At 38.2% G+C, this 26,957-nt stretch carries 14 protein-coding genes and 1 pseudogene; 11 read left to right on the top strand and 4 right to left on the bottom strand.

Translation table 11 applies throughout. The annotated features are described in order from the left end of the window. Positions 1–56: 56 nt before the first annotated feature. The gene (locus VKJ25_RS13490) at positions 57–644 is read right to left on the bottom strand and encodes a hypothetical protein (RefSeq protein WP_324237148.1); all 588 of its coding nucleotides are present in this window, start codon (positions 642–644) and stop codon (positions 57–59) included. A gap of 152 nt (positions 645–796) precedes the next feature. Between VKJ25_RS13490 and VKJ25_RS13485 the strand changes: the two are divergent. From VKJ25_RS13485 to VKJ25_RS13475, 3 genes and pseudogenes are all read left to right on the top strand, one after another. Continuing rightward, positions 797–1,199 (top strand): annotated as a pseudogene (locus VKJ25_RS13485) (Uma2 family endonuclease); the annotation flags it as partial. A 423-nt stretch (positions 1,200–1,622) separates the two neighbouring features. Next, a complete protein-coding gene (locus VKJ25_RS13480; protein WP_324237147.1) occupies positions 1,623–1,781 on the top strand; it encodes a hypothetical protein in 159 nt (52 codons plus the stop codon). A 555-nt stretch (positions 1,782–2,336) separates the two neighbouring features. Then, positions 2,337–3,230, top strand: coding sequence for an alpha/beta fold hydrolase (locus VKJ25_RS13475; RefSeq protein ID WP_324237146.1), 894 nt, complete (start codon positions 2,337–2,339; stop codon positions 3,228–3,230). A gap of 932 nt (positions 3,231–4,162) precedes the next feature. Here the strand turns inward: VKJ25_RS13475 and VKJ25_RS13470 are convergent. Both VKJ25_RS13470 and hisD read right to left on the bottom strand, forming a co-directional pair. Continuing rightward, positions 4,163–4,744, bottom strand: coding sequence for a DUF3747 domain-containing protein (locus VKJ25_RS13470; RefSeq protein ID WP_324237145.1), 582 nt, complete (start codon positions 4,742–4,744; stop codon positions 4,163–4,165). A 728-nt stretch (positions 4,745–5,472) separates the two neighbouring features. Further along, the gene (hisD, locus tag VKJ25_RS13465; RefSeq protein ID WP_324237144.1) at positions 5,473–6,780 is read right to left on the bottom strand and encodes a histidinol dehydrogenase; all 1,308 of its coding nucleotides are present in this window, start codon (positions 6,778–6,780) and stop codon (positions 5,473–5,475) included. 621 nt (positions 6,781–7,401) lie between these two features. Here hisD and rpsT point away from each other — a divergent pair. From rpsT to VKJ25_RS13440, 5 genes are all read left to right on the top strand, one after another. Further along, a complete protein-coding gene (rpsT, locus tag VKJ25_RS13460) occupies positions 7,402–7,737 on the top strand; it encodes a 30S ribosomal protein S20 (RefSeq protein ID WP_324237143.1) in 336 nt (111 codons plus the stop codon). 86 nt (positions 7,738–7,823) lie between these two features. Continuing rightward, positions 7,824–8,609: a TatD family hydrolase gene (locus VKJ25_RS13455; RefSeq protein WP_324237142.1), complete on the top strand. Its 786-nt coding sequence runs from the start codon at positions 7,824–7,826 to the stop codon at positions 8,607–8,609. Between the two features lie 388 nt (positions 8,610–8,997). After that, complete coding sequence (rpoB, locus tag VKJ25_RS13450; protein WP_324237141.1) at positions 8,998–12,309, top strand: DNA-directed RNA polymerase subunit beta; 3,312 nt, start codon at positions 8,998–9,000, stop codon at positions 12,307–12,309. A gap of 310 nt (positions 12,310–12,619) precedes the next feature. Further along, the gene (locus tag VKJ25_RS13445) at positions 12,620–14,644 is read left to right on the top strand and encodes a DNA-directed RNA polymerase subunit gamma (protein WP_324237140.1); all 2,025 of its coding nucleotides are present in this window, start codon (positions 12,620–12,622) and stop codon (positions 14,642–14,644) included. Between the two features lie 321 nt (positions 14,645–14,965). Further along, positions 14,966–19,282, top strand: coding sequence for a DNA-directed RNA polymerase subunit beta' (locus VKJ25_RS13440; protein ID WP_324237139.1), 4,317 nt, complete (start codon positions 14,966–14,968; stop codon positions 19,280–19,282). Between the two features lie 650 nt (positions 19,283–19,932). On the opposite strand, the gene VKJ25_RS13435 is transcribed toward VKJ25_RS13440, so the two are convergent. Beyond that, positions 19,933–20,970 (bottom strand): hypothetical protein, encoded by a 1,038-nt coding sequence (locus VKJ25_RS13435; protein ID WP_324237138.1) that lies wholly within the window; start codon positions 20,968–20,970, stop codon positions 19,933–19,935. 567 nt (positions 20,971–21,537) lie between these two features. Here VKJ25_RS13435 and VKJ25_RS13430 point away from each other — a divergent pair. From VKJ25_RS13430 to VKJ25_RS13420, 3 genes are read left to right on the top strand one after another with little or no spacing between them, the layout of a single operon-like run. Beyond that, positions 21,538–22,086, top strand: coding sequence for a hypothetical protein (locus VKJ25_RS13430; protein ID WP_324237137.1), 549 nt, complete (start codon positions 21,538–21,540; stop codon positions 22,084–22,086). Then, complete coding sequence (locus VKJ25_RS13425; protein WP_324237136.1) at positions 22,070–23,197, top strand: restriction endonuclease-related protein; 1,128 nt, start codon at positions 22,070–22,072, stop codon at positions 23,195–23,197. Before VKJ25_RS13430 ends, VKJ25_RS13425 begins: the two co-directional genes overlap by 17 nt. Continuing rightward, on the top strand, positions 23,190–26,645 hold the full coding sequence (locus VKJ25_RS13420; protein ID WP_324237135.1) for a pPIWI_RE_Z domain-containing protein: 3,456 nt from the start codon (positions 23,190–23,192) through the stop codon (positions 26,643–26,645). Before VKJ25_RS13425 ends, VKJ25_RS13420 begins: the two co-directional genes overlap by 8 nt. Positions 26,646–26,957: the final 312 nt, after the last annotated feature.

Here is a 26,957-nt window from a genome sequence, read left to right as displayed (position 1 = left end):
TTAACTAGGGGGAAATTTGAAAAGCGCTATTTTCAAGTAGCAATAAGCCTTATTCCTTACTTTTGTACATATTTGATATTCTTAAGAATGAGCCAGTTAATAGTCCGATGATCCACGAGACGGGTGCGATAGTCTCCTTTGGCCTCCAGATCGATAACTTGGCTACGTCCCATCTTAGGTTCTATCTCTAAGAGATACCCAACAAGTGTACGTTCCTCCCCTTGAAGCGCTTGCTTAACAGCAGCTTTCAACTGCTTTTTTACCTGTGGACTGGTTAACTCTTGTCCTTTCAGAGTTGATAAAACAGCCTCCAAGACATCTTCTTCTTTAATTTTCTTGCGAAAGTTGACAGTAAATACAGTATCTCCTGCACCTTCCAATAACTCACATAACTCTGTACGAGTTACCTTTTCCTCTTTCTGGTATTGTTGGGCGGAATACATACCTTCTTCTACGATATCCTTGGCTACTGTTATCGGATACCCTCTCTCATTTGTCAGTTCCAACTCATCTTCTAGCACTTTCGTCACGGAGTAATACTGCACTTCAGAAAGGTTATCTCCAGCCTGAATCTGAGTAAAATCACATTTACTTCCCATTGCTTGCTCCCAATTTATATTTACTTTAGTGAGATTTAATATCATTCTATTATCTTACCAAATCCTGGCTAAAAAAGGCGTATAAATAATTAGTTAACACCTTTTATTATATGGGGACTTAGTATTATCTAATCCCTAGGATAAAATTTTACAACCTGTTTAGATTGGTATCTGATTTTTAATCTTTTATTAAAACCATGAACATAACGAAAATCATACCTTTAGAAAATGGCGATCGCTTAACTAGAAATGAATTTGAAAAGCGCTATTTTGCTATGGTAAAACATCAAAAAGCTGAACTTATTGAAGGAATCGTTTATATGGCTTCACCATTAAGATTTTCTGCCCACGGACAACCTCATTTTCAAATTAACTGTTGGTTGGGAGTATATACTGCTGGAACTCCAGGAGTTAAGGGTGTCGATAATGCTACTTACCCGTTTAGACAAAAATAATGAACCTCAACCAGATGCCATGCTATTTATTGAACCAAGTTTAGGAGGACAAGCAAAAATTAGCAAGGATGATTATATAGAAGGTGCGCCAGAATTAATTGTTGAAGTTGCTGCTAGTAGTGCTGCTTATGATTTACATGATAAATAAAAGTTGATCAATGTAATGGAGTTATTTCAGTTATCAGTTATCAGTTATCAGTTATCAGTACCTCTTACTAAAGCAAAAGATTTTAGACCTAATTTTTCTTTCGATAAAAGGCAAGCATTTAACCGTCAGCATTTCCTGGGGAATGCTGCGCAAACAGCCGTCAGCTATTGCTTTTAGTTTTTGATAAAAACTTCATTATACGGTTCCCGATCAATCAGAAATTTTATTTGCTATAAAAGCCAGTTTTAAAGTCTATATTCCTTTAAATCTCGTCCTTAAACTTGAGGTTTTTTATTGCTGATAGCTGACAGCTAATAGCTGAATGATTAGGAAAAAGAATATTTAGCTTGGAAAGTTTACGAACAATAATTAAGTTAGTTTCGATTATCTAAAAGGGAATATATTTCTGTTTCTGTTTCTATGAATGAAAATGAAATTATTAAGAGTCAAGTTTTTCCTGGATTATGGTTATCAGTTAAATCTTTAATAGACGGAAATTTAGCCGAAGTATTAAATGTACTTCAACAGGTATTAGCTAGTTCAGAATATCAAATATTTGTTAGTAAACTTAACAGTTAATTACTATTTTTATATAGCAACACAAGCATCTTGCTTGTCATAACACATCCCATAACTAAACGTCAAAAAAATTATTAAATACACTGTAATTATAATTTTTAGTTGCCGAAATAATTAAATAATTAAATAATTAAATAATTCGCGCCTTGAAACCTCCCCTTTTAAGAGCAAAAAAATAAATCTTTTCTTTTTAGTCAATTCTCTCCCTTTTAGGGAGAGGTAATAATCCATTATCAATTAATGAAAGTAAGTATATGTCTATTTATTTGGATGAAAATAAAATTATCAAATGTACTTCAACAGGGATTAGCTACTTCAGAATATCAAATATTTGTTAGTAAACTTAAGAGTTAATTACTATTTTTATTTAGGATGATTATATCTCTATTTCCATATAAAAATCATGGCTTATATTGTCAAATTTTCTCGTAGGGGTTTGGTCTCCAAACCCAAACTTTAATCAGATTAAAATACCAAACATCAATTACACTTCTTCCTTCTTCCCTCTTCCTTCTTCCTTTATAATTATTAAAAAGCTTTACAAAACTTTAGAAAATGAACCAAACCATAATTAACCCACCATTAGCAAATCAACTACAGCTACAAACCTGGACTTGGAAAAACCACCAAATCCAATATACCGTCATGGGAACAGGACAACCCCTAGTCCTAATACATGGTTTCGGAGGTTGTATCGGCCACTGGCGTAATAATATCCCCACCCTCGCCGCCGCCAACTATCAAGTATTCGCCCTAGACTTACTAGGATTCGGAGCATCTTCTAAGCCACCCCTAAACTATCATCTTGAACTTTGGCAACAATTATTATACGACTTTTGGAACCAACATATCCAAAAACCCACCATATTTATTGGCAACTCCATAGGCGGATTACTCAGCCTAATGCTCCTAGCAGACCACCCAGAAATTTCCAGAGGCGGAATCCTCATCAACTGTGCCGGAGGCTTAAACCATAGACCCCAAGAACTCAACCCACCCCTGAGATTCATCATGGGAATGTTCACCAAATTAGTCAGTTCCCCAGCATTAGGACTATTTATTTTTAACCAAGTCCGTCAAAAACATCGTATCCGCAACACCCTCAAACAAGTATATAGAAATACAGAAGCCGTCACAGAAGAATTAGTCGAAATAATCCATCGTCCCTCCTGCGATACTGGAGCGCAAAAAGTTTTCGCCTCTATTCTCACAGCCCCTCCCGGCCCTCACCCCTCAGAATTGTTACCCAAAATTAAAGCACCATTATTAGTAATTTGGGGAGAAAACGACCCTTGGACACCAATATCTGGAGCCAAAATTTATCAAGACTTAGCAGCAAAAGGCCAAGCTCTTCAATTTGAATCCATACCAGACACAGGTCATTGTCCCCATGACGAAAGACCCAAAATAGTTAACTCCTTAATTTTAGATTGGTTAGCCAAACAGTAAAACTTTGGGTCTATCTCAGTTCATAGGGAACAGGGAACACAGAAGGTGGGAACAGGGAACAGGAAATAGGTATGGAGGGAATAGAGAATAGGTATGGAGGAAAAAAGTATTTTGGCAAATATTGAGATGCACCCAAAACTTTTGATATCTCAGGACTTACGCAGCGACCCTAGATGTAGCGTTTAAAACTGTTGTGCAATAGTTTTTCAACTCTATATATAGTACCCTTGCGTAAGTCCTGATCTAAGACTTTCAATATTTATAAAAAAAATCCTAAAAGTAGTGACAAAACGAGTCTAGTAGGTTAGACTATGTGTGGTGTGAGGAGCGAAGTCAGCGAGAGCATCGAGACGAAACACGGCCAGTCGTCGATGCTCTTTCTGATTATTACTTCTGTTAAAAATCTCTAGTATCGTTAAATTAAGACACTAATTATTTTTGTGTCATAAACCTTTTTAAGTGGTGTTGAGAAGTATTAAAAAGCGGTTATTTTTAATAACCGCTTTTTTAAATTTCCATTAATCTTGATAATTAGGGCTTGCTGATTAAATATATAACCATTGAGAGATAAAGGTTTGAAAAATATGTGGTAACTGATTTATCGGGAACCATAAAGGTACCAAATTTTTCGTTAATGGAGTGGAAAAAGTAAGGATTTTGAGGTAATTATGACAGCAAAACTAACAGGGGATCGGACATGACCACCTCTACTACAACTCTCCTAAATCCTAACTCTTAACTGCTCCCTACTCCCTCTCCCTACTCTTTACCTGTTTAATGCCAAACACTCTTAGGTCAGAACTGGCCACCCCCATACGACCTATTATTACCGATCAGGACGTTGACTTACTGCTAAGTAGGCTGGACTAACCATTTAAGCGACTTAAGCGCTTTGATTAGATTTGTGGTTAGTCCCTTATTATAATATAATATTAATATTTAGGCTTAAGGTATTCTAACTCTTCTGGTAACCAGTCAGTAGTCATATAGATATGCCCTAATTCTTTACCCTGAAAAGTTCTTTTAGTAAACCGCCATCCAGGTTCAAGAATAATTTTAGTAGGTCCATTTGCCAAACCATAAGTTCTGCCAATTGCTATTTTTGGTCCATTAGGGTTGCCACGAGGAACACCTCTTAGTTCCATATCCCCTCCAATATTTTCTATAGAGAAACCATAATCAAGAGCAAGATCAGTATCAGCCATTCGGATAGAATAACCATTACTATCCGTAGCACGTCCACAAATACCTGTAAAATTAAAATTTAGTAACAAAAGATCCACAAATGTAGGGCGATCGCCACTTTCACTCCAGCATAGCCTCTCATCTGTTTTTTGCTCTATTATTACTAATTGTGGTGGGAAAGAACGGCGGGGAATAGCAATTGCAATATATCTTGATTGGTCAACTTCTTTTTTGTCAAACCTTACACCCTGCGCCAGAACGATAGAAGATAAAGTCAATAACCCTAAAGTCGTAAGTGTAACTATAGACTGCTTGAAAAAATTTTTCATTGGTCTTGCTTTGTCTAATTTTATAAAAATAGTCTTAATTTACTGTATAGTCAAAGTGACCAGATTTAAAGAAAATTTTGTTTTTTTACTTTATTAAAAGTTTGACACTTGGATGTTATAATTTATCTCAATTTCAAATTATGATTTATTTGATACAGAAAAATAGGCAGAGTGAAGAATGTGGGAAATAGGAGTAATTGTTCCTTGATATTTCTATGGTTGTGTGTCTTTCATCCTAATTTTTTGGTCACTTAACCTAAGTGGAAATTTTATAATTTATTTCCATGTCTATCATTAAGTACAATGCCCAACTAATTAAATATTTTGTTACTCCTTGACTTCCTGTTTTCTATTTTCTCTCTCAACTAGGAAATTAATTTTTCACTACTACTAGACATCTCCAGGAAAGAGGGAACAGGGAACACAACCGCGCTTAACTGGGAAGAAGAATTGATAATTTGTAGATAATAATTGATTTTACTTTTTATTTTTGGAGATGTCTACTTTGTCAAATTTTGTTGATTTAACCTTGCTTAGTAATTATCGAAAAGGTTTCTTCACTTCTACCGTATGTAACAAACATTTATCAAGGTTGGTATAAGTAACTGATAACTAAAATGACATATTCTCCCGCGATCCTAAAGATTCTAACGGGAGTAACATAACATTATTTACAAACTTTGGCCATCATGTGGCTGACTAATTTTTTCTGGTTTTACCCACTCTGGTTATTCGTTGTCCTGAGTTTTCATCCTCAATCTAACCGAGTTAGCATGAGAAGGTAAACCCTCAGCAGTAGCCAATACGTCAATAGCAGAAGCAACCTTTTGTAAAGCAGTAGGAGAATATTGAACCAAACTCGAATGTTTCATAAAAGTTTCTACCCCTAATGCCGAAGCATAACGAGCCGCACCAGAAGTTGGCAAAGTGTGATTTGGTCCAGCCAAATAGTCCCCCACAGCCTCCGGAGTTGAATAACCAAGAAAAATAGCACCAGCATGGCGAATATCTTCCAATAGTTTCCAAGCATTTGAAACTTCTAATTCCAAATGTTCTGGAGCAAATTGATTAGAAAGTTTAGCAGCAGCCTCCAGAGATTCAACCACCACCACCAAACCATAATGGGCGATCGCCTTTTCTGTCAAGGTGCGACGCGGATGATCCTGGAGTTGTCGTTCCACCTCCACCACCACCTGACGTGCTAATGCTGCATCTGTAGTCAATAAAATAGCAGCAGCCAAAGAATCATGTTCCGCTTGAGCCAACATATCTGCAGCCAGATAAACCGGATTAGCCTGAGAATCTGCAATAATCAAAACCTCTGATGGCCCAGCTAAAGAATCAATACCTACAGTACCATAAACATTTTTCTTGGCCAAAGTTACATAAATATTACCAGGCCCAGTAATCACATCTACTTTAGGAATAGTCTCAGTACCATAAGCTAGAGCAGCTATTGCCTGAGCGCCTCCGATCCGATAAATTTCTTGAATACCTGCTTCTTGAGCAGCCACAAGTACAGCCGGGTTAATTTTTCCTCCTTGACCAGGAGGTGTCACCATTACAATTTTCGGGACTTTAGCCACCTTAGCAGGAATAGCATTCATCAGAACCGTACTAGGATAAGCAGCCTGGCCACCAGGGACATAAAGTCCAGCTCTATCAACAGGAGTGTAGCGTTTGCCCAAAACTACTTCATCATCACCAAATTGAACCCATGACTGAGGAACTCTTTGTCGATGAAAAACTTCTATTTGTTTAGCAGCTAAACGAATTGAATTTAGTAACTCCTTCTTGACTTGCTGATAAGCCACATCTAACTCAGAAGCACTTACTTTTAACTCTTCTGAAGTCAAGGTGATATGGTCAAACTTAGAAGTATAGTTTAACACAGCTTCATCACCTTTATCTTTAACGGAGTGCAAAATTTCTCGCACCGTTGTTTCTTTATGAACAGCCAGATCGTTGTGGGTACGCTCTGCGATCCTTTTCAATTCAGCTTGTGCTTCAACCCACTGAGTAATTATTCGTAGCATAGAGATTAGGAATCCCAACTAAAAAATAGAGTTCGTGCTTTAGAGGATAGTTTGAGAACCAGAAGAATTGGATAAATATTAAGACTTTCTATTATTATAATGTTAAACAATGACAAATAAAAAATAAAATTCATGTCCATCGCTAGTTTTCTTATAATGACCCTCCTATGATTTAGGAGTACAAGTCAAACAATTCTCTCAGTTTTCAAATAACCCGATACTCTTTGTTATAGCGTGAAGTAATAATACTGACATCTTTACTTTCGGGAAATCTTCGTCTAGGTTAAAGACCCAAAGATTTATACCTAGTCTGTAACTTGATTTTTAATTGCCACAACATATTGCATTATAACAAAATAAATGCTAGGATGGTTGGATGTTTTGTAAATTGAAATATTTGTGAGAAAGTTGACGTAAGTTTACTGGCTCACTTTCTTTAGAGACACCTTGAAACTTTAGAGAAAAAAATTTATGTACTCTGGTAAAACTAAAACCTAGACTTGAAGATTTCACAATCTAATTACCAGAGACCTGGACAAAAGTAAGAACTTTTGGGCTATACCAAAGCTAGAAATATTAGTAAGTCTAAATTGAATCAGTTATTTCATTATAAAGTAAATCATGGCGAATATTAAATCTGCTATTAAACGTATCCAAGTTGCTGAACGGAACCGTCTCAGGAATAAAAGTTATAAATCCGCAGTTAAAACTTTAATGAAAAAATACTTCACTGCTGTAGAAAAATATGCCTCTAATCCCACAGAGGAATTAAAAGCAGCAGTTGATGAACAAATGTCAAAAGCTTACAGTAAAATTGACAAAGCTGTAAAGCGTGGTGTTTTGCATAAGAATAATGGTTCTCGGAAAAAGGCCAGGTTAGTCCGATATTATAAGAGACATTTAGGCGAAAAAAATCAGCCAGAGTCTGCGGTGACAGATAGTTCTATAGCTTCTTAGAAATATTGGGTGTGTGAAAGCACATCTGTTCCTCCTTATTCCCTACTCCCTACTCCCTAATTAATTAAATTAATCAAGAAAGCCAAATGTCGCTAATTGATACTCACGTCCATATTAACTTTGACGTATTCAATTCTGACTTGGAAGAAATCCGGCAACGTTGGCAACAAGCAGGAGTAGTTCACTTAGTTCACTCCTGTGTTGAACCAGAAGAGTTTTCTTCGATAAAAGCCATAGCAGATCGCTTTCCAGAACTTTTTTATGCAGTTGGTTTGCATCCCCTAGATGCTGATAAGTGGACTTCTAGCACTGCTAATCAAATTCAACAGCTTGCAACATCCGATCCTAAAGTAGTAGCTATAGGTGAAACAGGACTAGACTTTTACAAAGCAGACAATCAAGAGAAACAAAAATTTGTTTTTGAACAGCAGCTAACCATAGCTCAAAAACTTAACAAACCATTAATTATTCATTGTCGTGATGCTGCATTCTCAATGGCAGAGATTTTGTATGATTTTCAAGAAAATCAAGGAGCGGTGAGAGGGGTTATGCACTGCTGGGGAGGTACTCCAGAAGAAACTAAAATGTTCTTGGACTTAGGATTTTATATTAGTTTTAGTGGCATTGTCACCTTTAAAAATGCCACACAAGTTCAAGAATCAGCTAAAATAGTGCCTAGCGATCGCTTATTAGTAGAAACAGATTGTCCATTTCTCGCACCAGTGCCAAAGCGGGGCAAACGCAACGAACCTGCTTATGTGAAATATGTGGCCGAAAAAGTGGCGGAGCTTAGAGGTGTGAGTTATGAGAGTCTAGCAGCACAAACTAGCAAAAATGCTAGTCAACTTTTTGGTTTTTTAATTAGGGAGTAGGTAGAGTGTGGAAAAGGGGAGAAAGATTATTGTTGGGTTTCGCAACAAAAAGAAACCGGGTAGGTCAGATAATAATGAAATAGTCGCGAGCAGTCCCCCCCTTCCGAAGCTATTCCTGATCAGGAACTCGTGAAACCATTTTGGGAGGGTGGGGAGGATGGGGAGGATAAATCCGGCGACGGTCCTCACTAAATATATTTCTCAATACAATTTTCTTCGGAAAAAGCAACTCCCAGACTTACACATAAGTTGTCATTGTTGTTAAGTAAAGATGTTGATCAAACATAGCTTCCGAAGGGGGGTAAGGGGGGATTCTACACTGGTATTTTCATCATTTACCTGCTCCCTAATTATTAATTATTAATTATCCATTATATATTATCAATAAATGATTCAGAAAAAAATACACATTGATACCCAAAGTAATCTGCAAATTTTCAATATGCCAGATTTGATAGAAATTCAAAGGGCTAGCTTTCGATGGTTCCTAGAATATGGACTAATAGAAGAGTTAGAAAGCTATTCTCCAATTTCAGATTATACAGGGAAGTTAGAACTTGAGTTTATTGCTAAAAACTATAAGCTAAAACAACCAAAATATAGTGTAGAAGAATCGAAACGTAGGGACAGCAGTTATGCAGTGCAAATGTACGTTCCTACCCGTTTAATAAATAAAGAAACTGGGGAAATAAAAGAACAAGAAGTATTCATTGGAGACCTACCCCTAATGACTGATAGGGGAACATTTATTATCAATGGAGCTGAAAGGGTAATTGTAAATCAGATAGTTCGGTCTCCTGGAGTTTATTATAAATCTGAGATAGATAAAAGTGGGCGACGTACATATAATGCTAGTTTAATTCCTAACCGAGGTGCATGGTTAAAATTTGAGACAGATAAAAATGACCTAGTTTGGGTCAGAATAGATAAAACTCGCAAACTTTCTGCTCAAGTATTGCTCAAAGCGATGGGATTAGGAGATAATGAAATATTTGACTCCTTGAGACATCCCGATTATTTCCAAAAAACTATAGAAAAAGAAGGACAATTTGGAGAAGAAGAAGCTCTATTAGAATTATATCGGAAATTACGTCCAGGAGAACCACCTACTGTAGCTGGAGGAGAACAATTACTGCAAAGTAGATTCTTTGACCAAAAAAGATATGACCTGGGGCGGGTAGGACGATATAAACTCAATAATAAATTACGGTTAAACTTGCCAAGTACAATGCGAGTATTAACTAAAGAAGATATATTAGCTTCCATTGACTATTTAATTAATTTAGAGTATGACATTGGTCAGACAGATGATATTGACCATTTAGGAAACCGACGAGTCAGAAGTGTAGGAGAATTACTACAAAACCAAATTAGAGTAGGTTTAAACCGTTTAGAACGAATTATTCGAGAGCGGATGACAGTATCTGAGGCCGATACATTAACTCCAACATCTCTCGTGAATCCGAAACCATTAGTTGCAGCTATCAAAGAATTTTTTGGTTCATCTCAATTGTCCCAATTTATGGACCAAACAAATCCATTGGCAGAATTGACCCACAAAAGACGGATATCGGCGTTGGGACCAGGAGGTTTGACCAGAGAAAGAGCTGGATTTGCGGTCCGAGATATCCATCCTTCTCACTATGGCCGAATTTGTCCCATTGAAACACCAGAAGGTCCAAATGCTGGTTTGATTGGTTCTCTGGCCAACCATGCTAAAGTTAACGGCTATGGATTCATAGAAACCCCTTATTATCCAGTAGAAAATGGCCGGGTGATGCGCGATCGCAAGCCAATATATATGACGGCAGATGCGGAGGATGATTTGCGGGTAGCACCAGGGGATATTATGACTGATGCGGAAGGGAACATATTGGGGGATAGTGTACCAGTACGTTACCGACAAGATTTTACTACTACTACTCCTCAACAAGTGGATTATGTGGCAGTTTCCCCAGTGCAGGTGGTTTCGGTGGCCACATCATTAATTCCATTTTTGGAACACGATGATGCTAACCGGGCGTTGATGGGTTCTAATATGCAACGACAAGCAGTACCATTGTTAAAACCAGATAGACCTTTGGTAGGGACTGGTTTGGAGGCTCAAACTGCCCGGGACTCTGGGATGGTGGTTGTAACTCGGACTGATGGAGAAGTGAGTTATGTAGATTCGACCAAAATATCTGTGATTGATAAAGAAGGTAATGAAACAGATTATCCTTTGTGTAAATATCAACGGTCTAACCAAGATACTTGTTTAAATCAAAGACCTCTGGTATATGAGGGAGACCAAGTGGTAGCTGGTCAGGTATTAGCTGATGGTTCTTCCACTGAGGGTGCTGAGTTGGCTTTGGGGCAGAATGTTTTGGTGGCTTATATGCCTTGGGAGGGTTATAATTATGAGGATGCGGTTCTGATTAGCGAACGCTTGGTGTATGATGATGTTTATACTTCTATTCATATTGAAAAGTTTGAAATTGAAGCTCGACAGACAAAATTAGGACCAGAAGAAATTACTAGAGAAATTCCCAATGTGGGGGAAGACGGTCTGCGGAACTTAGATGAACAGGGTATTATCAGAGTTGGTGCCTGGGTTCAATCTGGGGATATTCTCGTCGGTAAGGTAACACCCAAAGGAGAATCTGACCAACCTCCAGAGGAAAAATTGTTAAGGGCAATTTTTGGTGAGAAAGCACGGGATGTACGGGATAATTCTTTACGGGTTCCCAATGGAGAGAAAGGTCGTATTGTTGATGTCCGAGTCTTTACCAGAGAAAAGGGAGATGAGTTGCCACCAGGAGCAAATATGGTGGTTAGGGTTTATGTGGCTCAAAAACGGAAGATTCAAGTAGGAGATAAGGTCGCGGGGCGACATGGAAATAAAGGAATTATTTCCAGAATTTTACCCATTGAAGATATGCCCTATTTGCCTGATGGTACTCCTCTGGATATTATATTAAATCCATTAGGTGTACCTTCCCGGATGAATGTAGGACAAATTTTTGAGTGTTTGTTGGGATGGGCCGGTGAACTTTTGGGTGCAAGGTTTAAGTGTGTGCCTTTTGATGAGATGCACGGTGTGGAGAAATCAAGGGAGACGGTGCATGGAATGTTGAAAATAGGTAGGGATACTTCTGGTAAAGATTGGGCATTTGATGAGAACAATGCCGGGAAAATTTGGGTGTATGATGGGCGGACTGGGGAAAGGTTTGACCGCCCCGTGACTGTGGGGATTGCTTATATGTTGAAACTGGTTCACTTAGTTGATGATAAGATTCATGCTCGTTCTACCGGACCATATTCTCTCGTGACACAGCAACCTTTGGGTGGTAAGGCACAACAAGGTGGTCAGCGCTTTGGAGAAATGGAAGTATGGGCATTAGAAGCTTTTGGAGCTGCTTATACTTTGCAAGAGTTGTTGACTGTGAAATCTGATGATATGCAAGGTCGGAATGAGGCGTTGAATGCCATTGTGAAAGGGAAGGCAATTCCACGTCCTGGTACTCCTGAGTCTTTTAAAGTGTTGATGCGAGAGTTACAGTCTCTATGTTTAGATATTGCAGCTCATAAGGTGGAGACTATGGATGATGGTACGACTCAGGATGTGGAAGTTGATTTAATGGCGGATATTCCGGGCAAGCGATCGCCTTCTCGTCCTGTATATGAATCATTGTCGAGTGAAGGAGCAGACACAGATTAGGTGACGGATACACGCATTAGTAGGGGCGGGTTTAACCAAAGATTTCCCTGGTTCATCTGAGATTTACCTAAACCCGCCCTCTTTTCTAGAACATTAGGGGAGAAAATAGAGAAACCGGGTTTCTGGGATTCCTTTCTACACCAGAAATAGAGAAACCGGGTTTCTGGGATTCCTTTCTACACCAGAGACAGAGAAACCCGGGGGGGGCGGGTTTAGCTAAGTTTATGTGAAACTCGTTAACTCACTTGTGATTTTCGGGAACCGTAACCCGCCCCTACAGAACCTCAATTATTCATTATCAATTATTATCGTGGCAAAATTAGAACAAAGATTCGATTATGTAAAAATTGGGTTAGCTTCCCCAGAAAGAATCCGTAAGTGGGGAGAAAGAACCCTGCCCAACGGTACTGTCGTGGGAGAAGTAACCAAACCAGAAACTATTAACTACCGGACTCTAAAACCAGAAATGGATGGGTTGTTTTGCGAACGCATCTTTGGTCCGGCGAAAGATTGGGAATGTCATTGTGGAAAATATAAACGAGTCCGACATCGGGGTATCGTTTGTGAAAGATGTGGAGTTGAAGTAACTGAGGCACGGGTGCGTCGCCATCGCATGGGACATATTAAATTGGCAGCACCAGTAACTCATGTTTGGTATCTCAAGGGTATTCCGAGTTATATGGCAATTTTGTTAGATATGCCATTGCGAGATGTAGAACAAATTGTTTACTTCAATGCTTATGTAGTATTAGAACCTGGAAATCACGAAAGTTTAAGTTATAAACAACTTTTAGCTGAAGATGCTTGGTTAGAAATTGAAGACCAAATCTATAGCGAAGATTCAGAAATAGAAGGGGTTGAGGTTAGTATTGGTGCTGAAGCTTTACAGGTTTTATTATCAAATCTCAATCTAGAAGAAGAAGCAGAAAAGCTAAGGGAGGAAATTGCTAATTCTAAGGGGCAAAAACGAGCCAAGTTAATTAAGCGTTTGCGGGTGATTGATAACTTTGTTGCTACGGGTTCCAGACCAGAATGGATGGTTTTAGATGCAGTTCCTGTTATTCCTCCTGATTTGCGTCCAATGGTACAGTTGGATGGGGGTAGGTTTGCCACCAGCGATTTGAATGACCTTTACCGACGAGTGATTAATAGGAATAATCGTTTGGCACGGTTGCAGGAAATTTTGGCACCGGAGATTATTATCCGCAATGAAAAACGAATGTTGCAAGAAGCAGTTGATGCTTTGATTGATAATGGTCGTCGGGGTCGCACTGTGGTGGGTGCAAATAATAGACCTCTGAAATCTTTGAGCGATATCATTGAGGGTAAACAGGGTCGTTTTCGACAAAATTTGTTGGGTAAACGGGTTGATTATTCGGGGCGTTCCGTAATCGTTGTCGGACCGAAGTTGGCTATTAATCAATGTGGTTTACCACGGGAAATGGCGATTGAGTTGTTTCAACCTTTTGTGATTCATCGCTTGATTCGTCAGGGGTTGGTGAATAATATTAAGGCGGCTAAAAAACTGATTCTTAAGGGAGACCCGAATGTGTGGGATGTATTGGAGGAGGTGATAGATGGGCATCCGGTGATGTTGAACCGCGCTCCAACTTTGCATAGATTGGGGATTCAAGCTTTTGAACCTATTTTAGTAAATGGTCGAGCGATTCAACTGCATCCTTTAGTTTGTCCAGCGTTTAATGCTGACTTTGATGGAGACCAAATGGCGGTTCATGTACCGTTGTCTCTGGAGTCGCAAGCGGAGGCGAGGTTATTGATGTTGGCATCGAATAATGTTTTGTCTCCAGCGACTGGTCGTCCAATTATTACTCCTTCTCAGGATATGGTGTTGGGTTGTTATTATCTGACGGCAGAAAACCATAAGGTGCAAAGAGCGGAGGAACTTTATTTTGCTAACCTTGATGATGTAGTTATTGCTTATGAACAAGGGCAGATCGATTTGCATACTTATGTTTATTTGCGATTAGGGGTTGATGTGCAAATTGAAACTGATAAAGCAGAAGAAACCCATCCTTATATGCAGCAGATGTCTGATGAGGTGGTGATTAAGACTTATTGGATGCCGTTGGATAGTAAGATATTGCCTGATACTTTGGGAGAGTTGAAATTTGAACATACTCAAAACAATGGGGAGGTGATAAAGATGTATCATTTGTATCGAGTTCATTATAATCAGGAGGGAGATATTAATAAGGTTTATATTAAATCTCGTCAAACTCGCGAGAATAATGGAGTAATGACTGCACAGTTTGTGGTGACAACTCCTGGTCGGATAATTCTCAATCAAACAATTCAATCAGCAATTAGGGAGTAGGGAGTAGGGAGTAGGGAGTAGGGAGTAGGGAGTAGGGAGTCGGGGAGTCGGGGAGTCGGGGAGCAGCAATTGGTTGGCCTTCAAAAAGAAACCGGGTTTCTAGGTCCGATAATGAAAGAGTTGCCAGCAGTCCCCCCTTCCGAAGGGGGGTTAGAGGGGATTATATGGTTGGGTTTCGTCCCTCAACCCAACCTACTACTGATTTAGGGGCGGGTTTGTATAAATCCTAGAGTAGGTGTTAAAGTTCTAGCAAAAACCCGCCCCTACCCCATTGTATTTTCGTTATTAATTATTCATTGTTCATTATTCATTATTTTAATTATGATTTTCCATAACAGAGTTATCAACAAAGGTCAACTAAAAAAGCTAATTTCTTGGTCTTTTAACAATTACGGTACGGCCAGAACATCACAGATGGCAAATAAGCTGAAAGATTTAGGGTTCCGTTATGCTACTAAGGCCGGAGTTTCTATCAGTGTAGATGATTTGCAAGTACCTCCCTCTAAACGACAACTTTTAAATGCAGCAGAGGAAGAAATTCGCAATACCACAGATCGTTACACTAAAGGCAAAATCACTGAAGTCGAACGTTTTCAAAAGGTAATTGATACTTGGAATAGTACCAGTGAAAATCTTAAAGATGAAGTGGTTCGTAATTTTAAGGCAACTAATCCTCTGAACTCAGTCTACATGATGGCATTTTCTGGGGCACGGGGTAATATTTCTCAAGTGCGTCAGTTGGTAGGAATGCGGGGTTTGATGGCAGATCCACAAGGGGAAATTATTGACTTGCCAATTAAAACTAACTTCCGGGAAGGTTTAACTGTAACTGAGTACATTATTTCTTCTTATGGTGCGCGAAAAGGTTTGGTTGATACGGCATTGAGAACTGCTGACTCTGGTTATTTGACTCGTCGTTTGGTTGATGTTTCTCAGGATGTAATAGTCCGGGAAGTAGACTGTGGCACTATGCGGGGAGTAACTGTTACTAGCATGAAAGAAGGCGATCGCGTGCTAATTCCGGTAAAAGATCGACTGTTGGGTAGGGTTGTTGCTGCTGATGTGAAGCATCCAAAAACAGGAGAAATTATTAGTAGTGGTGGTATTCAGGCAGTGAGAAATCAAGTGTTTACTGAAGATTTGGCGAAGGCAGTGGGTAAGGCAAATGTGGAAAAGGTGTTCGTGCGATCGCCTCTAACTTGTGAAGCACCTCGTTCTGTCTGTCAACATTGTTATGGATGGAGTCTGGCTCACGGTCATTTAGTTGACATGGGAGAAGCTATTGGGATTATTGCTGCTCAGTCTATTGGGGAACCGGGTACACAGTTAACGATGCGGACATTCCATACTGGAGGGGTATTTACTGGGGAAGTAGCGCGTCAATTTCTCGCCCCGTTTGCAGGTGTGGTCAAGTACCCATCTAATGTTCGGACTCGCTCCTTCCGGACTCGTCATGGGGATGAGGCGATGGTTGCAGAAAATACTTTTGACCTAATTGTATTGGGTGCAGAAAATCGTAAAGAAAGTGTACCTATTTCTCAAGGTTCGATTATTATGGTACGCGATAATCAGCAAGTATTGAAAGGGACGGTGTTAGCAGAAGTAGCAAAGGGAGGTCAGGTCAAGAAAACCACTGAGAAAGTAACTAAAGAAGTAGCTTCAGATTTAGCAGGAGAAGTAAAGTTTGCTCAGTTGGTGCAAGAAGAAAAAGTAGATAAACAAGGAACAACTACTCGCATTGCTCAAAGAGGTGGTCTGATATGGATATTAGCTGGAGAAGTATATAACTTGCCACCAGGTGCAGAACCAATGGTGAAAAATGGTACTAAAATTCAAGTTAACAGTATAATTGCTGAAACTAAGTTGGTGACAGAACATGGTGGTGTGGTGCGCATACCTGATTCCTCATTGCCGAGTTCCAATCTTCCTGCTTCTCCTGCACTTCCCACTCCTCCCACACTCTCAACTCCTCCCGATAACTTGCCTCACGAAATTGAAGTGATTACCGCAAGTGTGCGATTAGACCAAGCCAAAATTCGTTTAGAAAGTATTGCTAATCGCGAGCAGTATATCATTGAGACTCAAAATAATCAAAGATTTGCTCTCAAAGTAGCTCCTGGTAGCAAAGTTAGCAACCACGAAGTTATTGCTGAACTTTTAGATGGAAATTATCAAACTTCTACAGGTGGCATCATTAAATATGCTGGGGTGGAAGTTCTCAAACGTGGTAAAGCAAAACAAGGGTATGAAGTCACCAAAGGTGGTACATTGCTATGGATTCCTGAAGAATGTCACGAAGTTAATAAGGATATATCTCTCCTTTTGGTGGAAGACGGTCAATATGTGGAAGCTGGGACAGAAATAGTCAAAGATGTTTTCTGTCAATCTAAAGGAGTTGCCGAAGTACACCATAAAAATGACATTCTCAGGGAAATAGTTATTAAGCCAGGGGAACTGCATAATGCAGGTTATTATACAGACTTAGGGGATTTAAGTCAGATGGATGGTCAAATTACCACACCAGGACAAGAGGTGATTCCAGGGTTGGTAACGTCTGAGTTAAGATATATTGAATATATAGAAACCCCAGAAGGTCCTGGATTATTGTTACGACCTGTGACTGAGTTTCATGTACCTGATGAACCTGGTGTACCCTCTCAGAAATCAATTAATTCTTCTATTGAGTTACGAGCCGTGCAACGGATTGCTTTTAAGGATGGAGAGCGAGTTAAATCTGTGGAAGCGATAGAATTGTTGCGTACTCAGTTAGTATTAGAGATTGGAGAAGAAGCACCACAACTAGCTGCTGATATTGAATTATCACCAGACCCAGAAGAAGAAGGGGTAATGCGTTTACAGTTGGTGATTCTGGAATCTTTAATCATTCGCCGGGATGTGATGGCAGATACAACTCATGGTAGTACGAATACTAGCTTATTAGTTAAAGATGGAGATGTCATCGAAGCTGGAGCTGTGGTCGCTCGTACAGAAATTTTATCTAAGCAATCTGGTGAAGTCAGGGGTATTCGAGAGGGTTCCGAGGCTATTCGTCGGGTTTTGATAGTTCGAGAAGAAGATTTAATTAGAATCCCAGTGAATACTTTACCATCTGTGGTAGCAGGGGATTTATTAGTTGCTGGTACTGAAATTGCTCCGGGAACAGTTATTCAAAATTCTGGTATGGTATATCAGGTTGAAACGATACCTCTGGAGAATGGTAGTGAAAGTTATCAGGTGGTATTGCGCCAAGGCCGACCATATCGTGTTTCTACCGGTGCGGTCTTGGTGACTACGGATGAAGATTTGGTGCAACGGGGAGATAGTTTGGTATTGCTGGTATTTGAGCGGACTAAGACTGGGGATATTATTCAGGGTTTACCTCGAATTGAAGAATTATTGGAAGCACGGAAACCCAAAGAATCTTGCATTTTAGTTAAGTATCCTGGTCAAGCTCAGGTTCAGATTAATGATGAGAACATAGAGGTGAGTGTGGTTTCGATGGATGGTACAATCACAGATTATCCTATAGGTCATGGTCAAAATGTAATTGTTCCTGATGGACACAATGTGGAAGTGGGTGAACCTCTAACCGACGGACCTCAAAATCCCCATGAAATTCTGGAGACTTTCTTCAACTATTACCGGGAACATGAAAGCGTTTATGAGGCTTGTCTGAGGAGTTTTGAGGCTTGTCAGAGGTTCTTGGTAAATCAGGTGCAAGCGGTTTATCAGTCTCAGGGTATTGATATTTCTGATAAACATATTGAAGTAATCGTGCGTCAGATGACGGCGAAGGTGAGGATTGATGATGGTGGTGATACTACTATGTTACCTGGGGAGTTGATAGAGTTGCGACAAGTGGAACAGGTGAATGAGGCGATGTCTATTACGGGTGGGGCGACTGCTCAATATACACCAATATTATTGGGGATTACGAAAGCATCTTTGAATACGGATAGCTTTATTTCGGCAGCTAGTTTCCAAGAGACTACAAGGGTGTTGACGGAGGCTGCGATTGAAGGTAAGTCTGATTGGTTAAGGGGATTGAAGGAGAATGTGATTATTGGGCGATTGATTCCTGCTGGTACTGGGTTTAATGCTTATGAAGATGCTCTAAATGCAGAGATTAATCGTTGGGAACAGAGTTGGGATGATGATATGGATATGTTTGAGGAAGATGATTTGCAGAGTGTGGTATTAGATGACCAGACAGCGCGATCATTGGAATTGGAAAATACTCTAGGTTTGGGATCTGCAAATCAACAGAACATAGATTCTCAAAGGGGGTTTGGAAGAGGGTTTGGAGACGGGTTTGGAGACCAAACCCCTAGAGTAGTTGGAGTGGATGAAAGTAAGTTTGTTGATGATGAGACGTCTCAGTTTCCACCAGTTAAAGATAAGTCTGATTTAGTTTTAGATGATACGGTTCCCGATAAATCAGGTTTGTCTCTTGGTAATTTTGACAGGATTCTCGATAAATCAGATTTCTTCCAGGATAATTTTGATTCTAATTTACCTGATGACCTTGAGGATGACTTTGTAGATGATGATGATGATGATGGTGATGATGATGACGATGGTGATGATGGTTTTGATGATTTTGATGATTTTGATGAGAATACACCAGATTTAATTTAGGAATGGAAATTAAATATGATCGGTAAGTTCTGGCTTCTGTTACTCAAACCTCTGGAGTATAGAACCTCTAACCGGATCTATAAAATTAGCTGGGGAGTGGAGGAGTGGAGGAGTTGAGGAGTGGGGGAGTGGGGGAGTGGGGGAGCATAATCGCGTGAACATCTAACTCGTGTGAGCAAGATGCTCGCACTACTCCTCCTGTCTCCTAATATCATGTCCGGTTGAATAGTTATAATCAGGACTTACACGGGAGGCACTATATATAGAGTCTTGGTGCGTTAGCGTATCTCGTAACGCAACCTACAGATAGCGTCTATGTGTAAGTCCTAATAATCAAAGTCTGTAGTAGGGGTTTGGTCTCCAAACCCCTTATATGCTTTGGTTTGGAGACCAAGCCTCTACAGCAGCTAGTTAATGAAGTTCTACACAAACAAAAACTTTTTTTATAACTGATTATCCGGACATGATATAACTCCTGTCTCCTGACTGGTTATGAAGATGTGGTTGATCAATCTGAAAACTGCTGTAATCATGAGTCGGCGAGCAAGATGCTCGCACTAAAAATACCCAAAAGAAACCCGGTTTCTTATCTATCGATCTGGGAAAATACCTAAAAGAAACCGGGTTTCTGAGTCTGATCGCATTTTGTATTAATCAGCATCCGAGAGTATTTGTAGACGAACTGTTTGGTTATTGAGGTCATTTAAACTCATTTCAATCACATTATTTGATAGTTTGTCCAGACACCCTAATAAATGTCGGAGATGAGGTGTGCTAGCTCCAGTATCCACAAATAATCGTTCTGATAAATTACCTACACGCTTCCAGCTACTATAAAGTTTGGCTATTGTTGTCTCTAGTTGAGCAGATTGCTTTACCAAATCAGCAACTACATTCAAACATTCTAATCTGAGAGCTTCTTCTAATACCATTTCCATATCTAATGATGATTCATTCAATGCTTGGACTTTGGCTGCAGCGTCAAGATACTTGGATAGGTTACGCGCATCTGAGGTTAGCTGTTTGATTGTATCTAATTCTGGATTTTGGACTATTTCCTCTTGAATGACGCTGACATGGGATTCTGGTAACTTTTCCATTTCCCGGACTAGGGGAGCTAAATGACGGGGTGGCATCGCACCAGAGGTAGCTTTGGCTCGAATTTCCTCTGGCAGTAAATCCGAACTAACGGCAGTCCATTCGTCTGCTAGTTGCTTGACTTCTCGTCTAGTGATGCGATCGCCTTTTTTGGCTGCATCTGTTACCATTTGTTGGACTTCTTCTGGAGATTTGGCCGTTTCGACAAAGGCTCTTTTACTAAAGTTATTAATGGAGTCGGGGTCTAAATGTCCTTTATCTATTAAAGTATCAGCACTATTGGCCAATTCTATTAAAGCATAAGCTTGGCTTTTACTAATTTCTCTCTCCTTGAGCCAATTTAGGAATCCCGTACCCCTTCCCTCGCCTCCTTTTTTTTCTCGGTCTCTAATAATTTTTAGGATCTGGCCTCGCCAAATTTCGGTCTGGAGGTCAAAGCGATCGCAAACTTTCCATGCTGTATCGACTACACTTTCAAACTCAGAGTCAGGAATTTCTTCATCTTCTGGGTCGGGTAAGTCTAAATCTAGCTCTGGGAAATTATTGAGGGCCTCAGCAAGAGCTTCGGGAAACTGGGGGATTTCAGGCATAATAGAATAACATTATCGTTCATAGTGCCGAAATATTATTGCATTATTAGGTCAATAATACCAAGGAAAAGTCAGAAGTCAAAAGTCAAAAGTCAAAAGTTGGAATTAATTTCTGAGTGGGTTTTTCTGAGGGAAATGCTCCTCCTGGAGCAATGCAAAAATAGTTAAATGTCCAAAAATTATATTAGTGGAATAAAGTCAAGAGTTGGAAGCGATCGCTACTCTCAATATTCTTGAAACTATGCACTATTCCCATTAGTATCTAAAATATTAAGTCACTATAAAAGTTAATTTCTTTGTGGTAGTATATAAAAGTTGATTACAACTAGAACTAATTAAATATTTGTTTTGGGAAAAATTAATTCAATTTGTCTGTTAAGTCTATTAGGACTTATGCAGAAACTGGGTTTATCAACAAAATTTTGTGGTTTGAACAACAATATTACGGCAATAAACCCGGTTTCTTGGTTGCGCGTGTGTAAATCCTGTCTATTTACTTTTTCATTTTTTATAGATGATTAGAAAGCAATTTTTCTATGCAAAATTACTATTTATAGTTGGGGTCAAATGTCACTTAAAAATACAAATTCAGCAATAACACCGGAAGCAATAGAACAAATCAGAAATGTAGTCCGAGAGGAGATAAAATCTGGATTGCAACTGGCAACAATAAGAGGAGAGTCTAGCCATCTAACAGATTCAGAGTTTTTTGTTGTTGTCGAAAAAAATGTTCAGAAAATATTAACAGAAGTTGGAAAAATTATATCTGGTAACAAAGTATACGAGGCAACTTTAGATGATGTCTGGAATTTAATCCTGAAAATAAATGAACGAGAAGATATTAGAAAATATTACAAAAAAGCTGGAGAAGATTCAAGGAAAACTAAAGAAATTATAGACTTACATCTTCTAGGAAAACAACATAAACTTCCATTATTTTCTGACTATCTAGAACGCCTCAGAGAAGAACTGGAAGATATTTTTTTTGAGATTAAATGCTCTCCTATAAATACTTTTAATTGTGACACTGACACAAAGGAAATTATTCAAAATTTTTTAGAGTCTATTCCGCTCTATAGAAATGAGGAGGAACAAAAAGATGAAAGTGACATCTGAAACCTGTTTTGATTTACTTGTAACTGGATTAGTAGACCTAGAGAGTGCTTATGAACAAGAAGGAGGTATTACTCATCCTTACCCTAAAAATTTACAACGAGCATTAAATCAATTAGCACTGTTATCCTTAAGAGCAAATCAACCAATTATTCAAAGTTTAGGAGAGGTTATTAAGCTCTGTAAAACAACTTCTTTAATCAACTGGCCTCTTGATTTTTCTCAAGAGGAAGATATTTATCTACTAGAAAATATTCCTGAAATTAGAATTACTGAAGAATGTCGAGAATTTGCCCAAGATGTTATCGAAAGCAATAAGTCGGGACTGCTTCAAAGAGAAGTTTACCAGAAAATTATAGCTCTAATATCACGCAGTAAAACCATCGAAGAAAAGGATGCTATCTATCGGCAAGTTAGAGAATTTTTAGCCAAGCATTCAATTACAACTCTGCAAGAAAGGATAAAATTTAAAGCAAAGTTTAAAGCAAAATTTAAAGATAATTCAAAAACTTTAGAAGAGGGAATTTTCGATGTGGTATATACTCATTGTGTTCCTGCTAGCAAATTTATCAATAATAAAATTGCCAGATGTAAATTATGTGGAAGTCTGGTGACTATGTATAATGAAAGAATGATTTGTGCGGTACATAAATGTGACTTCAACACTTCACAAAATAAGGAAATTATTATTGATTATATAGAACCTAATGAAACGGTCAAACTAGCAGCTCCAGACATTCGATATTTTCTGGTTTCGCCTTCAGTACCGGAACTTAAATTGCGAGATAAAGCTAAAGAACTCGGATGTAAAGTGACAATGTGGCCGGGACTTGATTCTTACGATTTACTAATTGTTTGTCCAGATGAATATAAATTGTGTGTGGATGTCAAGGACTGGGTTAGTGCTGATGGTTTAGCACAAAAATGTGACGAAAAAGGTTTTCCTATGAACGATATTAAAAAATATGGAATAGAAGGTGATGAATACTGTTTTGTTGTTCCAGATGCACGGAAAGCAAAAACACCAAATTACAAAGAGGTATTTATCGAGCATTCAGATGAAAAAATTTATTACGAAAGCGAATTAATTGACTTAATTAAGAATCATGTTTGAAACAAATGTATTGACTCCTCTTATAACAGATTTAGAGAATATTATTGATAACTCCAACCAATTTTCTCTAGGAGATTTAACAGCAAAAGAGTTTATTGAGCTGGAAGCAGGATTGTATTTATTACACTTGGTAATGCCAAATGAACCTGTAGAAAGTTTAAGTTTCCTGCTATGTTTATATGATTTGCCACACGAAGGACTACAGAACTTATCAACAAGCGATCGCCACAAAGTAAGAAAAGCATCGTATCTTTTGCCAGTTTTGCGTTCTACTAAAATACTTTCGGAGCGTTTAGATGCTTACCAAAAAATTATCCCACAATATCTGAGATGGTTTCCAGATGCTGTTTTATCTGCACCTATTCAATCTATGGGTAGTGGTTTATTAGCTACGCGGGAGCAAGACTATCATCGTATATTTAATAATGGAAATTTAGACATTTATCAAGAAAATGATACAACAGTTAAATATGCGCGTCCTGATCAACACTATTTATCGGGAAATCCCCAAAAAGGAGAAGATGTCAAATCTTATAAAATACCAGAAGATGACTATAACTTGGTTTTAAACCGATTAGGAATTAATCCAACACAAGGTAATCCTATACAACAAGCTAGAAGAAAGAGTCAGTTACCAGGTTTTAATTTATCTGATTTAACTCAGTATAACAATCAAAAAGGGAATGTCACTTATACAAAAGCAGAATTAATGGAAACTGCTTGTTGGATGGATGAACAACTAATTAATAAAGGAAAGTCAGGAAAATATGAAAGGATTTTAAATAAAACATTTTGGCAGTGTTATGACGGAACTCCAGATGAAACTTTACATTTAGATGGCACTGTTAATTTAGTTGGTATGGTAAATGCAGGCAAAAGCACTCTTGCTAAAATTGTAGCAGTACATCAAGCAAAGCATAATCTCCGAACCACTCTGGTTTTTGGCAGTGTCATGGAATGCAAGGATGTAGAAGAGGAATTAAATATTTTCCTAAAAGGACTTAACCAACAGGCAGCAACTATTATCGGTGTTTCTAATCGCTATTCTTATACAAGTCAAATCCATAATTCTGTTATCCGTAGACAAGAATCTTTGGATGATAGTGCAAATGCAGCATCACTTTCTACAATTTGTTTGTTGGATAACTATTTAGATGAGGAAGATTTTCATGTTTTAGAATCTGCTATAGCTCCCTGTAATAACTTGCGATCGCCATCTCGAAAGAATCCAGAGGAACCATCTACAAGTAATTGGATGTGTCCTTTTTTTCATGTTTGTCCTAGTAAACAGGGAGACCTTGCAGTTATTGATAGTATTGTTTGGATTACAACTCCACAAGCACTGTTGAAATCAAATGTACCTAGACAACTTATTAAAGGTCTTTATAAGGTTAAATATGGTGAATTAATTTATATTGCTAGCTCTCTAATAATATTTGATGAATCTGATAATATTCAAGTCTATTTTGATTCTGAATTTTGTCCGAATTTACATTTATTTGGCAAAGGAGAAACACCAGTAATTACTAGGCTTATTTCAACTCTAAATAAACGCAATCAAGAAACTAATCGCGGACATCTTTTTCGGAAACCCCAGGTAGAAAATTGGCAGGTTGATATTAAAAATGCAGATAATTTAGCTAACAGAATTTTACCTTTATTAGATGATACATCCTTAGAAAATTGGTTAGTTGATTCTGGTTTTTTTAAATCTTCTCAACTTTTTACTGATGTAGCTAAAACATTATCAGATTTATTTTTTCCTGGAGAACTAAAAAATCAAGAAATACTAGAAGCTATTTTTAATGTTTTTACTGGAGATTCAATAAATGATAGTTCAGTTTTAAGTTCAGAACTGCTAAATAAAATGTTATGGGGATTAAAATATATTGCCAGAATAGTCATAGATAAAGAAGCAGGATTGGTTGATATTGTAGATTGGATTGAATCTTTAAAAGGTCTAAAAAATGTAAAAATAGATAAAGAAACTAGGACTATTTTAAGTAAGAAGCTGTATTTAGCAATTCTTTTTACTCAATTATCTGATTGTATTCAATCAATACTTTTCTACGCTCCTTACTACAAAGAAATTTTTGACATTGACCCTGATATATCGTTCTTTAAATCTTCAGATGAATTTTCTAGAGTGCTTCCTTCATCTCCTATTATCAGTTCAGGACAGTTTTTTAAATACACTAAAGATATTTCATCTCCTAGAATACCAGGTAAACTAGATGTTATAAATTTTTCTGGAGTTGGCAGACATTTACTATATAATTACCATAATTTATTTACTTGGAATAATATTCCTGGTTGCAATGTACTATTAATGTCAGGAACTTCCTGGGCTGGAACTTCATCAAAGTATCATTTACAAATTCCTGTCAATATTGTTCTTCGTCCTGATGAATCAAGTATTAATACTATTATTAATGAATCAAAAACATCTTTTGAACCTTCAAGAGCAAATACATCTCAACCAATTAAAGTATCTGGAAATTCTAATAAACAAGAGGCATTAGAACAAATAGCTATAGATATTTGCAAAGTTCAATCTAACAATAAAACTAAAATAGATAATTGGATAGATCGAGTTGCCGGAGATAGAAAACGAGCTTTACTTTTGGTAGGTTCCTATGCAGATAGTGCTATAGTTGCTGCTGCACTGCAAAGAGAATACAATGACAAAAATGTAAAAATTGTCGCGCTAGGGAGAGATAGCAATAATTTAGGTGATGATATTGATTTTATCCAAAGAAGTGATGTTTCACGATTTGCCGAAATAGAGAACGCTAAAATTTTGATTGCTCCTATTCTGGCAGTTGAACGAGGACATAATATTCTGAATGCTGAAAGAGTTGCAGCTTTTGGGGTTGTGGTATTTTTAGCGAGACCTTTTCCGGTTCCGAACGATCCTCTACTTTTGATTGGGTTTTTGAATGCTTGGGCGTTAGATGCTCTTGATTCGGAACACCCTAGATATGTATTTAAGGAAAAAAAGTCAAACAATCCTAGTTTAGCTAGTTTAGGGAACAAATATCGGACTGATGCTAAAAACTATTGTGACAAGATTATGGGGTTACCTATTCAATACTCAAAACTGACAGCAACTCCAGAACTCGATCTACGTTCGGATATTGCTTCGACTCTTCGAGTTATGATTACTCAAGTTGTAGGAAGGGCGGTGCGTGGGGGTGTTTCTTTCCACCTTTACTTTGTTGATAGCGCATTTGCACCTAAGACAGCACAAAGGAGAATTTCTGGTATGACAGATTCTACTTATGATAGTGCTGCTAGTAGTTTGTTGGTAGCTATTGCTGATGAAGCGATGAAGTACAAAGATAATTCTGTCGGAAGTGCTTTGTACAAACCATTTGACAAATCTCTTATTGATATGATGGGAGATTCTGTTGACGTTAAAGATACAAATTATTACTATTATGAGTAGCTTTGTTGCATGAAAGTATTGATATAACTGCCACACTTGCTGCGCAGACGTACTTCATCAACGGACGGAAACTGTTGTAACTATTGAACAATAGAAAAATCAAACATCCTTCTCGGAAAACTGGCAATATAGCTACTGGGGGAAAACTGCTGTAACTATTGAACAATAGAAAAATGAAATGAACAATAGAAAAATCAAACATCCATATAGCAAAGACTGGCAATATAGTTACTGGGGAAAACTTCTGTAACTATGGTGGCGCGACTTAGGCATATATCATATATATAAGGTTTAAAACTCTTGTACAATAGT

Origin of the sequence: Okeania sp., from assembly GCF_035285525.1 — a bacterium.
Taxonomy (GTDB): domain Bacteria; phylum Cyanobacteriota; class Cyanobacteriia; order Cyanobacteriales; family Microcoleaceae; genus Trichodesmium.
The sequence above is the reverse complement of the archived record's forward strand: the minus strand, read 5'-3'. Positions and strand labels throughout refer to the sequence as shown.

What these genes read in the sequence shown, in the direction of transcription:
- VKJ25_RS13490 (WP_324237148.1), bottom strand. Translation starts at nt 644, where the DNA reads ATGATATTAAATCTCACTAAAGTAAATATAAATTGGGAGCAAGCAATG.
- VKJ25_RS13480 (WP_324237147.1), top strand. Translation starts at nt 1,623, where the DNA reads ATGAATGAAAATGAAATTATTAAGAGTCAAGTTTTTCCTGGATTATGG.
- VKJ25_RS13475 (WP_324237146.1), top strand. Translation starts at nt 2,337, where the DNA reads ATGAACCAAACCATAATTAACCCACCATTAGCAAATCAACTACAGCTA.
- VKJ25_RS13470 (WP_324237145.1), bottom strand. Translation starts at nt 4,744, where the DNA reads ATGAAAAATTTTTTCAAGCAGTCTATAGTTACACTTACGACTTTAGGG.
- hisD (WP_324237144.1), bottom strand. Translation starts at nt 6,780, where the DNA reads ATGCTACGAATAATTACTCAGTGGGTTGAAGCACAAGCTGAATTGAAA.
- rpsT (WP_324237143.1), top strand. Translation starts at nt 7,402, where the DNA reads ATGGCGAATATTAAATCTGCTATTAAACGTATCCAAGTTGCTGAACGG.
- VKJ25_RS13455 (WP_324237142.1), top strand. Translation starts at nt 7,824, where the DNA reads ATGTCGCTAATTGATACTCACGTCCATATTAACTTTGACGTATTCAAT.
- rpoB (WP_324237141.1), top strand. Translation starts at nt 8,998, where the DNA reads ATGATTCAGAAAAAAATACACATTGATACCCAAAGTAATCTGCAAATT.
- VKJ25_RS13440 (WP_324237139.1), top strand. Translation starts at nt 14,966, where the DNA reads ATGATTTTCCATAACAGAGTTATCAACAAAGGTCAACTAAAAAAGCTA.
- VKJ25_RS13435 (WP_324237138.1), bottom strand. Translation starts at nt 20,970, where the DNA reads ATGCCTGAAATCCCCCAGTTTCCCGAAGCTCTTGCTGAGGCCCTCAAT.
- VKJ25_RS13430 (WP_324237137.1), top strand. Translation starts at nt 21,538, where the DNA reads ATGTCACTTAAAAATACAAATTCAGCAATAACACCGGAAGCAATAGAA.
- VKJ25_RS13425 (WP_324237136.1), top strand. Translation starts at nt 22,070, where the DNA reads ATGAAAGTGACATCTGAAACCTGTTTTGATTTACTTGTAACTGGATTA.
- VKJ25_RS13420 (WP_324237135.1), top strand. Translation starts at nt 23,190, where the DNA reads ATGTTTGAAACAAATGTATTGACTCCTCTTATAACAGATTTAGAGAAT.